Raw genomic sequence first — 12,528 nt, forward strand, 5'->3', positions numbered from 1 at the left:
TGCTTACTGGTTGCCACAGGCCGACACGGCGGGCGCGTCGAGCCAGGGCAGGTCGTGCCCCATCCGGTCCCGCTTGGTGCGCAGGTAGCGGAGGTTGTGCTCGCCGGCCTGGACGGGCATGGGCTCGCGGCCGGCCACCCGCAGGCCGTGGCGCAGCAGCGCGTCGGTCTTGTCGGGGTTGTTGGTCATCAGCCGGACGCCGCGCACACCGAGGTCGGCGAGGATCTGCGCGCCGGCGCCGTAGTCGCGGGCGTCGGCGGGCAGGCCGAGTTCCAGGTTGGCGTCCAGGGTGTCGTGGCCCTGCTCCTGGAGCTCGTAGGCGCGCAGCTTGGACAGCAGTCCGATGCCGCGTCCCTCGTGTCCGCGCAGGTAGACGACGACTCCCCGGCCCTCGGCCTGGATGCGCTCCAGGGCGGCGTCCAGCTGGGGGCCGCAGTCGCAGCGCTGGGAGCCGAAGACGTCGCCGGTGAGGCACTCGGAGTGCATCCGGACCAGGACGTCCTCGCCGTCGCCGATCTCGCCGTGGACGAGCGCGATGTGCTCGACGCCGTCGACGGTGGACCGGTAGCCGTAGGCGGTGAAGGTGCCGTGCCGCGTGGGCAGGCGGGTCTCGGCCTCGCGGCGGACGGTGGGCTCGCTGCTGCGGCGGTAGGCGATCAGGTCCTCGATGGAGATGATCGTCAGGCCGTGCTTGCGGGCGAACGGGATCAGCTCGGGCAGCCGGAGCATCCGGCCGTCCTCGCCTGCGATCTCCACGATGGCGCCGGCCGGGCGGAGCCCTGCGAGCCGGGCGAGGTCGACGGCGGCCTCGGTGTGGCCGTTGCGGACCAGGACGCCGCCGGGCTTGGCGCGCAGCGGGAACACATGGCCGGGTCGCACCAGGTCGGTGGGCTCGGCCGCGCCGCCCGCCAGCAGCCGGAGCGTGGTGGCGCGGTCGGCGGCCGAGATGCCGGTGCTCACCCCGTGCGCGGCCGAGGCGTCCACGGAGACCGTGAACGCGGTCTTCATCGACTCGGTGTTGTCCTCGACCATCTGCGGCAGCCGCAGCCGGTCGAGTTCCTCGCCCTCCATGGGGGCGCAGATCAGGCCGCGGCACTCGCTCATCATGAAGGCGACGATCTCGGGGGTCGCCTTCTCGGCGGCGATGACGAGGTCGCCCTCGTTCTCCCGGTCCTCGTCGTCCACGACGACCACCGGGCGGCCGGCCGCGATGTCGGCGATGGCCTGCTCGACCGGGTCGAGCCGGAAGTCCTCGATGTCGTCGGTGCCGTACAGCAGCGGTGCCGAGGTCATGCCGGCACTCCTTCCAGTGCGGGCCGCGGGTCCTTGCGGGAGCGCAGCCACCAGTCGCGCATGCCCCACAGGACCAGTGCGCCGTAGATGACGTAGACGAAGCCGGAGAAGGCGTAGCCGTTGGCGAAGTTGAGGGGGACGCCGACGAGGTCGACGAGCAGCCAGGCGAACCAGAACTCGACCATGCCCTTGGCCTGGGCGTACATCGCGACGATGGTGCCGACGAAGATGTAGGCGTCGGGCCAGGGGTCCCAGGACAGGCTCGGGTAGGCCGTGAAGAGCAGGGCCACCGCGACCGTGCCGGCGGCGGCCGCCGCGAGCATCGCCGCGCGCTCGGGCCAGGTGGCGAACCGGGGGGCGATGTGGCCGTCCTCGGCGCGGCCCTTGGTGCGCTGCCACTGCCACCAGCCGTAGAGCGCGACGGCCATGACGACGGCCTGCTTGCCGGCGCTGCCGGTCAGGTGGCCGTAGAAGGCGGCGAACAGGACGAGGCCGGACAGGAACTGGACGGGCCAGGTCCACAGGGAGCGGCGCCAGCCGAGGGCGAGGGCGATGAGGCCGAGGATGTTGCCGACCATGTCCGACCAGATGATGTGCTGGCCGAAGGCGGTGAAGGCCTCGGAGTTCAACCAGCTCACCGGCCGGCCCCCTGTCCGGCCGCGAGCAGCCGCTCCACGTACTTGGCGATGACGTCCACTTCGAGGTTGACCGGGTCGCCGGGCTGCTTGTGGCCGAGCGTGGTCAGGTCGAGGGTCGTCGGGATGAGGCTGACGGTGAAGTGGTCCGGGCCGGCCTCCACGACCGTGAGGCTGATGCCGTCGACGGTGATGGAGCCCTTCTCCACGACATACCGGGAAAGGTCGGCCGGCAGCGAGATCTTGACGATCTCCCAGTTGTCGGAGGGCGTGCGCTCCAGGATCTCGCCGGTGCCGTCCACGTGCCCCTGCACGATGTGTCCGCCGAGGCGGGCGCCGACGGCCGTGGGGCGTTCGAGGTTGACCCGGGAGCCGACGGTGAGCGCGCCCAGGCTGGAGCGCTTCAGGGTCTCGGCCATGACGTCTGCGGTGAACTCGTCGCCCTCGTGCTCGACGACGGTCAGACAGACCCCGTTCACGGCGATGGAGTCGCCGTGCTGCGCGCCCTCGGTCACGACGGGGCCGCGGAGCCGGAAGCGAGAGGCGTCGCCGAGGTTCTCGACGGCGGTGACCTCACCCAGCTCTTCGACGATTCCGGTGAACACTTCCCGGGTCCTCCTGCCTCATTGGGGCACGGACTCCGGGGCCTGTCGATGACGACAGAATGTACGGATGAGCACACACCGGGGGCGTCGCCGGAACGGACGCGTCCGCACACGGACACGTCCAGATACGGCGGCGCGCACACGGATACGCATGCCCGCCCGCCGCGCACTGCCTCCCATCCGGACTTTAACCGTCGGTCCAGGAATTTCACCTGGTCAACCGGCCGCTGGAAGCGACCGGGTCGCGGACTGTAACCGCCGGTTCGGACTTTCACCGACCCCGGAGTGCGCTGCTTCTGGTACAGGGCCAGTGTGCCACGGCCGGTGCTCGCCCAGACAGGTGACGGGTGTGGGTTCGCTCACAGCACGTGCCGCGGGTATCGCGCCCGCAGCCGCCCTGGTCAACTGGGCGGCCTGGGGCGCGGGTTGACCTTGGTCCGGACCTATTGACCGTACTGGTCTAGTCCTTTTAGGGTGCGGACGGGCCCGGCGGCGGTGACGACGGCCCTTGCCCGCCGCCGGGCCGCCAGGGGGCGCGGGAGCCGCCACAAGAAGAGTCCGCGGGGGATGTCACATTTCCCGGGTGCCGTCCGGTCTCACTCGGTGCGGGGCACTCCAGAGGGGGTGCCCCGGAACCCGAGAGACGGAGAACAGCATGACCACGATCCTGGTGACCGGCGGAACCGGAACGCTCGGCCGGCTCGTCACCGAGCGGCTGCGGGCGGACGGGCACGAGGTCCGGGTGCTCAGCAGGCACACCCAGCCGTACGCCGTCGACCTGCGCGCGGGCGGGGACGGCCTGGACGCGGCCGTGGCCGGTGCGGCGACGGTCGTGCACTGCGCGAGCTCGCCCCGGGGCGGGGACGAGCAGGCGGCCCGGAATCTGATCGCGGCCGCGCGGCGGGCCGGGGTGGGCCATCTCGTGTACATCTCCATCGTCGGTGTCGACCGGGTGCCGTTCGGCTACTACCGGACCAAGTTCGCGGTGGAGCGGATGATCGAGGAGTCGGGGCTCGGCTGGACCGTGCTGCGTACGACGCAGTTCCACGATCTGCTGGTCACGCTCTTCCAGGCCCTGGGCAAGCCGCCGGTGCTGGCGGTCCCGGCGGGCGTGCCGGACCAGCCGGTCGAGGTCGCCGAGGTGGCCGAACGGCTGGCGGAGCTGGCGCTCGCGGCACCGGCCGGGCGGGTGCCGGACCTAGGCGGCCCCGAGGTCCGTACGCTCGACTCGCTGGCCCGCGCCTATCTGCGGGCGACCGGCCGGGGGCGCCCGGTGGTGCGGGTGCCTCTGTTCGGGAAGTCGTACCGCGCCTTCCGCGCGGGCGGCCACCTGGTGCCGGACCGGGCGGTGGGCAAGCTGACCTTCGAGGAGCACCTGGCGCGGCGGTTCGGACGGGGCTGAGCCGCACGAGGCCCCTACGCCCGGTCAGCTCCCAGTCTGCGCCGGCGGCACGCGGGGCCCTAGGGGGCTTCGTTTGGATCAGCCCGGGTCCGCGACGCCCGGCACGGCACCTCGCCGCGTTGTCGGACCACCCGAGTACGCCCAGTACGCGGGTGATCCTCCGCCTTGCGATGCACCGCACCATGCGCCGCGGCCTGATCCGACCTGATCCAAACGAAACCCCCTAGCGCTCCGGCGGGGCGAACAGCTCGTCCTGCGCGCGTTCCCGGGCGGTGAGCAGCGCCCCGCGCAGCACGGCCGTACCACCCAGGCCGCTCGCCCGTACCTCGGTGGCCAGGGGCGAGATACGGCGCAGCCGCTCCGCCACCAGCCCGGCGAGCACCGTTCCCCCGGCCTGGCCGATCTCCCCGCCGAGCACCACGCAGCCCGGGTCCAGGACGGCCACGACGGACGCGGCGCCGACGGCGATGCGGTCGGCCAGGGTGCCGAGGAAGCGGTGGGCGGGCGAAGCCGTCGCCGGCCCGGCGCTCCCGGCCGGCCCCCGCTCCGCCTCGGCCGCGGCGCCCCGCACCACCGCCGCCATCCCCGCCCCGTCCACCGTCTGCGGCTCCGGCAGTCCGCACTCCGCCGCCAGGGACGCGATCGCGGCCGCCCCGGCCAGCGCGTGGAATCCCCCGCCGCAGTCGGTCGCCGAGGGCAGCGCGCCGGTTCCGGGGACCGGCAGGAAACCGATCTCGCCCGTGCCGCCGGAGGCGCCGCGGCGGAGGGTGCCGTCCAGGACGACCGCGGCGCCGACGCCGTGACCGAGCCAGAGCAGGACGAAGGTGTCCCGGTCCTGGGCGACCCCCTCGCGCTGTTCGGCCAGCGCGGCCAGATTGGTCTCGTTCTCGACGGTGACCCGGGCGCCGGGCAGGCGTTCCTGAAGTGCGGCGGCCAGGCTGCGGTGCCAGGCGGGCAGCCCCGCCGAGTCACGGAGGTCGCCGGTGGCCGGGTCGATCAGGCCCGGCGCGCCGATGCCGACGGTGTGCAGCCTCCCCCACACCCGGTCGCCCTCGCGCGGGGGCGCCCCCATCGCGCCGGCCTCCTTCGCGGTCTTCTCCACCGCGGCCACCGCCTGCTCCACCGCGGGCCCGGTCCCGGTGCGCTCGTCGATCGGCACGGACGCCTCGGCGAGCACCCGGCCCACCAGGTCGGAGACCAGGACGAGGACGCCCTCGGTACGGACGTCGAGCGCGGCGAGGTGGGCGCGGTCGGCCACGATGCCGTAGAGCCGGGCGTTGGGGCCGCGCCGCTGTTCGCCGGACTCGCCGACCACCGTGATCAGCCCGGAGACCGTGAGCCGGTCGACCAGGTCGGCGACCGTCGGCCGGGACAGTCCGGTCAGCTGCTTCAACTGCCCTGCGGTGAGCGGGCCTTCCTGCTGAAGCAGCCGCAGGGCCAGCCGGTCGTTGATGGCCCGGGCGGTGCTGGGTGATGCGGGCATGACGGGAATCCTCCCAGATCGGCGGGGACCGCCCGGCCAGATGTGACGCGTACTCCGCTATCTATCAGGCAGGGTCCCTGATAGTTTACGGCGCGTTGCAGCGGAGCGGGCGGGGAACCTCCCGGGGAGGGGCAGGACATGAGGGACACGAGTCATGCGCGCGACGAGGTCAGGCGCGCCCGGTACGCCGTGGCGGCCGTGTTCGCCGTGCACGGGGCCGTGACCGGTTCGTTCGCGACGCGCGTGCCGTGGGTCCAGGAGCACACCTCGCTCGGCGCGGGCCGGCTGGGTTTCGCGCTGGCCTTCACGGCGTTCGGCGCCTCGTGCGCGATGCCGCTCGCGGGCCGGATCAGCCACCGCTACGGCAGCCGTACGGCGCTGCGCGGCCTGCTGGCGCTGTGGACGCTGTCGCTGGTGCTGCCGTCCCTCGCGCCGAACCTGGTCACCCTGTGCCTGGCGATGTTCACCTACGGCGCGACCGCGGGCATGGCCGACGTCGCGATGAACGCGCTCGGTGTCGAGGTCGAGCGGCTGCTGGAGAAGTCGGTCATGTCGGGGCTGCACGGCATGTGGAGCGCGGGCGCCCTGATCGGCTCGGCTGCCGGCACGCTCGCCGCGCATCTCGGCTCGGACGCGCGGGTGCACTTCGCCCTCGCCTCGGCCGTGCTCACCGTGCTCGGGTTCGTGGCCTGCGGCTGGGTGCTGGACCTCCAGCCCGCCGAGGACGAGGAGCCGCCCCCGCGGTTCGCGCTGCCGCCGCGCTCGGCGCTGCTCATCGGCGCGGTCGGCTTCTGCGCGGTGTTCGCGGAGGGCGCGAGCCTGGACTGGTCGGCGGTGTTCCTGCGGGACCGGCTGGACAGTTCGGCCGGGCTGGCGGCGGCCTCCACGACCGGTTTCATGCTGACCATGGCCGTGGCCCGGATCGCCGGGGACGCGGTGGTGAACCGTTTCGGTGCGGTCCGCACCGTGCGGGCCGGCGGCGTGCTGGCCGTGCTGGGCGGGCTGCTGATCGTCTTCGCCGGGCATCCGGCGGTGGCGATGGCCGGGTTCGCGCTGATGGGGCTCGGCATCGCGGTGGTCGTACCGCTGTGCTTCGCGGCGGCCGGGCACGCCGGCCCCAACCCGAGCCAGGCCATAGCGGGTGTCGCGACCATCACCTACACCTCGGGGCTGATCGCGCCGAGCCTGATCGGCGGGGTGGCCCAGGCGACCAGCCTGACGGTGTCCTTCTGCGTGGTGACGGCGCTGGCGTGCGGGCTCACGGTGTTCGCGGGCGTGCTGCGCACCGCCGAGCGCGGCAGTCGGCGGGAGGTCAGCCGGCAGGCCGCAGCAGTTCCCGACCCGCGGTCCTGAAGGTCTCGCTCCAGGGCGCAGGGCGCATGGTCGCCGGGTCCAGCCGGACCAGCACCCGGGTGCCCTGGGCGTAGGTCTCGGCGCCGTCGGCCGAGCAGAACCGGAAGCCGTAGGTGGCGCCGGTGGTGCCGAGCCGTTCCAGCCAGAGGTGGACGGCGTAGAGGCCGGGGCGGGTGACCGGCGCCTCGTAGCCGATGCGCAGTTCACGGACCGCGTTGCACGCGTCGCCGGCCGCCGCCCAGTCGCCGTCGAAGCGGACCCCGTACCCGTTCCACAGCTCGGTCCAGGCACGCTCGACCATCAGCGGGTAGCGGGCGTTGTGCAGCAGCCCGAGCGCGTCGAGGTCGTCGAAGTGGACGGTGACGGGGATCAGCCGGCCGTAGGCGACGGCGGGCGCGATCGGGGCGTGGGCGGTCACGGGTCGGGCTCCTGAACATCGCTGCTGGGACGTTTCCATACTAAGCGACCGCTCAGAACCCCTGCCCGGGAGGCCCGTCACCCCGATCACGGATCACCGCAGGTCATGTACATGAATCGCATTCACGGGCGGGACCACGCGAGCGTCGAGCGGCCGGATACCCCTGACAATGGTGCGGACCGTCTTCACGTACGTAAGAAAGCGAAACCCCACCATGGACCTCGGCGTGCGCTGGAAGCTGCACGGTGACGGGCGCACGCCCGCGCCCGGAGCGGTGGTACGCCCCGACGAACGGCTCTCCTGGCCCCGTACCGTGGGCCTGGGAGCCCAGCACGTGGTCGCGATGTTCGGCGCCTCCTTCGTAGCCCCGGTGCTGATGGGCCTGGACCCGAACCTGGCGATCATGATGTCGGGCGTGGCGACCGTGATCTTCCTGCTCGCCACCCGGGGCCGGGTGCCCAGCTACCTCGGCTGTTCCCTGTCGTTCGTGGGTGTGGCCGCCGTCATCCGCGCCCAGGGCGGTACGAGCGCGACCGTGACCGGCGCCGTCCTCGTGGTCGGTGCCGCGCTGTTCCTGGTGGGGCTCGCCGTGCAGCGCTTCGGCGCGCGGATCATCCACGCCGCCATGCCGCCGATCGTCACCGGCGCGGTCGTCATGCTGATCGGCTTCAACCTGGCCCCGGTGACCGCCTCCACCTACTGGCCGCAGGACCAGTGGACGGCCCTGCTGGTGATGCTCTTCACCGGTCTGGCGGTGGTCTGTCTGCGTGGCTTCTGGTCCCGCATCGCGATCTTCCTGGGCCTGGTCTTCGGGTACGGCATCTCCTGGGCGTTCGACCGGATCTTCGGGAAGATCCACTCGGTGGACGCGAGCGGCAAGCTCACCGACCACTGGCGGCTGGACCTCTCCGGCGTCTCCCAGGCCGACTGGATCGGCCTGCCCTCCCTCCACGGGCCGTCCTTCCAGTGGTCGGCGGTCCTGGTCGCGCTCCCGGTGGTCATCGCCCTGGTCGCCGAGAACGCGGGCCACGTCAAGGCGGTCGGCGAGATGACCGGCGACCCGCTGGACGACAAGCTCGGCACGGCGATCTCGGCGGACGGCGTCGCCTCCATGCTCTCGACGGCCGTCGGCGGCCCGCCGAACACCACCTACTCGGAGAACATCGGCGTGATGGCCGCGACCCGGGTGTACTCGACCGCCGCCTACTGGGCCGCCGCCGGCTTCGCGCTGTTCTTCGGTGTCTGCCCGAAGTTCGGCGCGATCGTGGCCGCGATCCCGGGCGGGGTGCTCGGCGGCATCACGGTCATCCTGTACGGCATGATCGGCCTGCTCGGCGCCCAGATCTGGCTCAACGCCAAGGTGGACCTGCGCAACCCGCTGAACCTGGTGCCGGCCGCCGCGGGCATCATCATCGGCGTCGGCAACGTCACCATGAAGTTCACCGACACCTTCTCGCTCAGCGGCATCGCCCTCGGCACCCTGGTCGTCATCACCGGCTACCACGCGCTGCGCGCCTTCGCCCCGGCCCACCTGAAGCAGCAGGAGCCGCTGCTGGACGAGGGCACGTCCTCCTACGACCCGGAGACGGGCACGGAGACGGGCACGGAGGCAGGCGCGGAGGCAGGCGCGGAGACGGACACGAAGACGCCGCGCGCCACGTCGTAGTCCGGCGTTCCCCCGTTCCGGCGAAGCACCGGGCCGGTCGGCGCGCCGGCCGGCCCCGGGCTGGGACCCTTCCCCTCATGGTGCAGCTGGAACACCTCACCGCCCCCGTCGACGCCGTCGTCGCGCGGATGCGCGCGCTCGACGCGGCCCTGCCCGCACGGGACGGCGTCGCCGTGTTCAACCGCGTCTACCTCGCCGTCACCGAGGAGGTCGACCGCCGCCTGGACGCCGGGGGGTTCGCGGACCCGCGCGCGGCGGCCGCGCTGGACGTGCGGTTCGCCGAGCGCTATCTGGCGGCGGTCGACGCGGCCGCAGCGGACCGGCGCCCGCCCGCCTGCTGGCGGCCTCTGTTCCAGCTCCGCCGCCATCCCGGGGTACGGCCGCTCCAGTTCGCCCTGGCGGGCATCAACGCCCACATCGGGCACGACCTGGCCCTGGCCGTGCTCGACACCTGCCGCATGCTCGGCTGCGAACCGGCTGATCTGGAAGACGAGTTCGACCGCGTGGGCGATCTCCTGGTGTCGCTGGAGGAGCGCATCCGCGAGGATCTGATGCCGGGCCCCGACCTGCTCCAGATCGCCGACCCGCTCACCCATCTGCTGGGCTCCTGGAGCCTGGAGCGGGCGCGCGACGCGACCTGGGCCGCGGCCCGGGCCCTGTGGGCGCTGCGCCACTGCGGCGAGGTCGCCGGGGAGTTCACCGAACGGCTGGACGCCGCGGTGGGGTTCGCGGGCCGGATGCTGCTGACCCCGCTCCCCGACTGAGGGCGGGCGTTGGAAAAGGCGCGGGCGGCCGGAGTCCGAGCCGGCCGCCCGCGCCTTCGTCTGCTCCCGGGTCAGTCCTCGGGAAGCTCCACCGGCGCGATCTCGTCGTAGACGTCACCCGGGCCCGGGTTCGTCGTGTCGGTCTCGCCGCCGAAGTGGTGCATGACGCCCCAGACCGCGTTCAGCGCGGTCTGCACGGCACCCTCGGCCCAGCCGGCCGTCCAGGAGATGTCGTCGCCGGCGAGGAAGATGCCCCGCTTGTCCTCGGGCAGCCGGTCCTGCATGAAGTGGGTGAACAGGCGCCGCTGGTAGCGGTAGTGGCCGGGCAGGTTGGCCTTGAACGCGCCCATGAAGTAGGGCTCGTTCTCCCAGGAGACCGTCACCGGGTTGCCGATGATGTGCTTGCGGATGTCGACCTTCGGGTAGATCTCGCCGAGCGACTTCAGCATGACCTCCATCCGCTCGTTCGCGGACAGCGGCAGCCACTTCAGGCTGTCGTCGCACCAGGTGTACGACAGGCAGATGACGGCGGGCTTGTCCGGGCCGTCGTCCAGCAGGTAGGTGCCGCGGGTCATGCGGTCGGTGAGCGTCATCGACATGACGTCCCGGCCGGTCTCCTCGTCCTTGTCCAGCCAGAACGGCCGGTCCACGGGCACGAAGAGCTTGGAGGACTCCATGTAGTGGGTGCGCTCGATCGCCGTCCAGTGGTCGATCGGGAACAGCGAGTCGTCGCAGGCGATCTTGGACAGCAGCATCCAGGACTGGGCGGTGAAGATGGCCGCCTTGTACGTGCGGATGTCGCCGTTCGCGTCCGTCACGGTGATCTGGTTGCCCGCGGTGCGGTGCAGCCGGGTCACGGCCGGGCGGGGCTCGCCGTCCACGTGCAGGGACTTCAGCGAGGTGCCGTAAGGCCAGTGGACGATCTTCTCCGGCTCGCGGTCCCACAGGCGCAGCGGCAGCTGCTGGGAGCCGCCGACGATACCGCGGTGGTGGTCGTCGGCCTCGGTGTAGACGACGCGGAGGATCTCCAGGATGGAGTTCGGGAAGTCGGTGTCCCAGCCGCCGGTGCCGAAGCCGACCTGGCCGAAGATCTCGCGGTGCCGGAAGGACTTGAAGGCCTCGGAGTCGCAGAGGAAGCCGTAGAAGGTCTGGTTGTCGAGCTTCTCGACCAGCTTCGCCCAGATCTCGCGGATGCGTGGGACGTCCCGCTCGCGCATCGCGCGGTTCATGTCGGAGAAGTCGGCGCCCTCTTCGAGGCACTTGTTCCAGGCCTCGGCGACGTCCCGGTAGACCTGGGGCAGGTCGTCGATGGTCTCGGCGTAGTGCGACTCGCCCTTGAGGTCGACGACGGTCGAGGGGGTGGCCTCGGCGAGGGGGTTCGGGAAGGGCTGGGTCTCCAGGCCGACCAGGTCGATGTAGTGCTGGAGGGCGGTGGAGGACGGCGGGAAGCGCATCGCGCCCATCTCGGCGGTCAGCGAGTCGTCGCACCCCTCGAAGCCGACCGTGCGGAGTCGGCCGCCGATCTGGTCGGCCTCGTAGACGACGGGCTTGAGACCCATCTTCATCAGCTCGTAGGCGGCCACGATGCCGGACAGACCGCCGCCGATGATCGCGACCTCGGTGCCGTGCTCGGTCGCGGGGATCTGGCCGAGGCCCGCCGGGTGGGCGAGGAAGTCGTCGTAGGCGTAGGGGAAGTCCGGGCCGAACATGGTGATCGGCGGCTGCTGCTCGTCGGTGTGCTCGACGGCATTGGGCACCGTGGACGTCATGGGGTACGGACTCCTTGCGCGGGGGTGGTTCGGGGGAAGACTCGGGTGGTTCAGACGAGGGACCCGTACAGACCGGGGCGGCGGTCCTTCAGGTACGGGTTGTTCTCGCGGGAGGCGGCCAGGAAGGCGGGGTCGGCGTCGGCGAGCACCAGCTGCTCGGCGCGGCCGGCGCGGGTGCGGGCGACACCGTCGGGACCGGCGAGGACGGAGAGGCCGACGAACTCGAACTCCCCTTCCTGCCCGGCCCGGTTGACGTAGGCGACGTACATCTGGTTCTCGAAGGCGCGCACCGGGATCATCGACTCGGCGACGAACTGGAAGGGGTGCATCTGCGCGGTCGGGACGACGAGGAGGTCGGTGCCGGCCAGGGCGTGGGCGCGGACGTTCTCCGGGAACTCGACGTCGTAGCAGATCAGCAGGCCCACGGTGAGGCCGTTCAGCTCGGCCTGCACGATGTGCTGCTCACCCGGTGTGAAGTGGTCGCGCTCGAAGCAGCCGAAGAGGTGGGTCTTGCGGTAGTTCGCGAGCCGGGTGCCGTCGGCGGAGATCAGCTGGGCGGAGTTGTAGACGGTCTCGCCGTCGCGCTCCGGGTAGCCGTAGACGACCGCCAGGCCGTGCCGCGTGGCGATCTCGGCGATCGCGTCGGCGGAGTCCCCGTCGGCGGGCTCGGCGAGGCGGGCGATGTCGTCGCCGATCGCGTACCCGGTGAGGAACATCTCCGGCGCTGCCAGCAGGCCGGCCCCAGCGGCGGCGGCCCGGCCCGCGGCCTCGTCGAGAACCTTGAGGTTCCCGGCGATCGAGCCGGGGCGGCCGGAGCTCTGGAGCAGGGCGGTGCGCATGCGGGATCCTCACCGGACAGGGGATTTTTGGGGGCCACGAAGAAGGTACGGTCGGCGCGCTCGGCCGGACAAGCAGGAGCCGTTGCGCGCCTGTGCGCGGTTCGTTGCGTGGAGGTCGGGTCGGGCGGCGATTCGTTGCGCACCCCCGGACACGGTTCCCGGCCTCCCTGAGGCGCAGGTCACGGCCGGTGCCCCACCGTGGTCCCGCGCCTACGGAGCGCTGTGCGGGCGGCTCGCCGCCGGGCGAGTGGTGATCGTGGGTCCACGCCGCCCCGAGGCCCTGCCCCGTACCTGTCCCCCG

The 12,528-nt window shown here is 72.2% G+C and carries 11 protein-coding genes and 1 riboswitch; of the genes, 4 read left to right on the plus strand and 7 right to left on the minus strand.

The features are described 5' to 3' along the window. Positions 1 to 3 precede the first annotated feature (3 nt). From ACZ7DL_RS13855 to ACZ7DL_RS13865, 3 genes are read right to left on the minus strand one after another with little or no spacing between them, the layout of a single operon-like run. Positions 4 to 1,293 carry a bifunctional 3,4-dihydroxy-2-butanone-4-phosphate synthase/GTP cyclohydrolase II gene (locus ACZ7DL_RS13855; protein WP_470774187.1) on the minus strand — a complete coding sequence of 430 codons (1,290 nt, stop codon included), beginning with the start codon at positions 1,291 to 1,293 and terminating at the stop codon, positions 4 to 6. Then, entirely contained in the window at positions 1,290 to 1,931 is a 642-nt protein-coding gene (locus ACZ7DL_RS13860; protein WP_470774189.1) for a nicotinamide mononucleotide transporter family protein, read from the minus strand. Before ACZ7DL_RS13860 ends, ACZ7DL_RS13855 begins: the two co-directional genes overlap by 4 nt. After that, positions 1,928 to 2,533, minus strand: a complete 606-nt coding sequence (locus tag ACZ7DL_RS13865) for a riboflavin synthase (protein ID WP_470774190.1) — start codon at positions 2,531 to 2,533, stop codon at positions 1,928 to 1,930. Before ACZ7DL_RS13865 ends, ACZ7DL_RS13860 begins: the two co-directional genes overlap by 4 nt. 162 nt (positions 2,534 to 2,695) lie before the next feature. Continuing rightward, positions 2,696 to 2,826, minus strand: a riboswitch (FMN riboswitch). Between the two features lie 362 nt (positions 2,827 to 3,188). On the opposite strand from ACZ7DL_RS13865, the gene ACZ7DL_RS13870 reads away from it, so the two are divergent. Next, positions 3,189 to 3,935, plus strand: coding sequence for an SDR family oxidoreductase (locus ACZ7DL_RS13870; RefSeq protein WP_470774191.1), 747 nt, complete (start codon positions 3,189 to 3,191; stop codon positions 3,933 to 3,935). A gap of 223 nt (positions 3,936 to 4,158) precedes the next feature. Here ACZ7DL_RS13870 and ACZ7DL_RS13875 read toward each other — a convergent pair whose 3' ends face one another. Continuing rightward, complete coding sequence (locus ACZ7DL_RS13875) at positions 4,159 to 5,418, minus strand: ROK family transcriptional regulator (RefSeq protein ID WP_470774193.1); 1,260 nt, start codon at positions 5,416 to 5,418, stop codon at positions 4,159 to 4,161. A 138-nt stretch (positions 5,419 to 5,556) separates the two neighbouring features. Here ACZ7DL_RS13875 and ACZ7DL_RS13880 point away from each other — a divergent pair, with 138 nt between their 5' ends. Further along, the gene (locus ACZ7DL_RS13880; protein ID WP_470774194.1) at positions 5,557 to 6,771 is read left to right on the plus strand and encodes an MFS transporter; all 1,215 of its coding nucleotides are present in this window, start codon (positions 5,557 to 5,559) and stop codon (positions 6,769 to 6,771) included. Here the strand turns inward: ACZ7DL_RS13880 and ACZ7DL_RS13885 are convergent. Further along, entirely contained in the window at positions 6,731 to 7,189 is a 459-nt protein-coding gene (locus ACZ7DL_RS13885; RefSeq protein WP_470774196.1) for an acyl-CoA thioesterase, read from the minus strand. The genes ACZ7DL_RS13880 and ACZ7DL_RS13885 overlap by 41 nt on opposite strands. Positions 7,190 to 7,403: 214 nt before the next feature. Here ACZ7DL_RS13885 and ACZ7DL_RS13890 point away from each other — a divergent pair, with 214 nt between their 5' ends. After that, on the plus strand, positions 7,404 to 8,855 hold the full coding sequence (locus ACZ7DL_RS13890; RefSeq protein WP_470774198.1) for a uracil-xanthine permease family protein: 1,452 nt from the start codon (positions 7,404 to 7,406) through the stop codon (positions 8,853 to 8,855). A 77-nt stretch (positions 8,856 to 8,932) separates the two neighbouring features. Then, the gene (locus ACZ7DL_RS13895; protein WP_470774200.1) at positions 8,933 to 9,619 is read left to right on the plus strand and encodes a DUF5995 family protein; all 687 of its coding nucleotides are present in this window, start codon (positions 8,933 to 8,935) and stop codon (positions 9,617 to 9,619) included. A gap of 71 nt (positions 9,620 to 9,690) precedes the next feature. Here the strand turns inward: ACZ7DL_RS13895 and ACZ7DL_RS13900 are convergent, their stop codons facing one another. Continuing rightward, a complete protein-coding gene (locus tag ACZ7DL_RS13900) occupies positions 9,691 to 11,388 on the minus strand; it encodes a flavin monoamine oxidase family protein (RefSeq protein ID WP_470774202.1) in 1,698 nt (565 codons plus the stop codon). A gap of 50 nt (positions 11,389 to 11,438) precedes the next feature. Continuing rightward, positions 11,439 to 12,227 (minus strand): carbon-nitrogen hydrolase family protein, encoded by a 789-nt coding sequence (locus ACZ7DL_RS13905; protein WP_470774204.1) that lies wholly within the window; start codon positions 12,225 to 12,227, stop codon positions 11,439 to 11,441. Positions 12,228 to 12,528: the final 301 nt, after the last annotated feature.

The sequence above is a fragment of the Streptomyces sp. NPDC036984 genome (genome assembly GCF_055607665.1).

Excerpts from the sequence above, each read along its gene's own strand:
- ACZ7DL_RS13855 (WP_470774187.1), bottom strand. The coding sequence starts at position 1,293 with ATGACCTCGGCACCGCTGCTGTACGGCACCGACGACATCGAGGACTTC.
- ACZ7DL_RS13870 (WP_470774191.1), top strand. The coding sequence starts at position 3,189 with ATGACCACGATCCTGGTGACCGGCGGAACCGGAACGCTCGGCCGGCTC.
- ACZ7DL_RS13875 (WP_470774193.1), bottom strand. The coding sequence starts at position 5,418 with ATGCCCGCATCACCCAGCACCGCCCGGGCCATCAACGACCGGCTGGCC.
- ACZ7DL_RS13880 (WP_470774194.1), top strand. The coding sequence starts at position 5,557 with ATGAGGGACACGAGTCATGCGCGCGACGAGGTCAGGCGCGCCCGGTAC.
- ACZ7DL_RS13890 (WP_470774198.1), top strand. The coding sequence starts at position 7,404 with ATGGACCTCGGCGTGCGCTGGAAGCTGCACGGTGACGGGCGCACGCCC.
- ACZ7DL_RS13895 (WP_470774200.1), top strand. The coding sequence starts at position 8,933 with ATGGTGCAGCTGGAACACCTCACCGCCCCCGTCGACGCCGTCGTCGCG.
- ACZ7DL_RS13900 (WP_470774202.1), bottom strand. The coding sequence starts at position 11,388 with ATGACGTCCACGGTGCCCAATGCCGTCGAGCACACCGACGAGCAGCAG.
- ACZ7DL_RS13905 (WP_470774204.1), bottom strand. The coding sequence starts at position 12,227 with ATGCGCACCGCCCTGCTCCAGAGCTCCGGCCGCCCCGGCTCGATCGCC.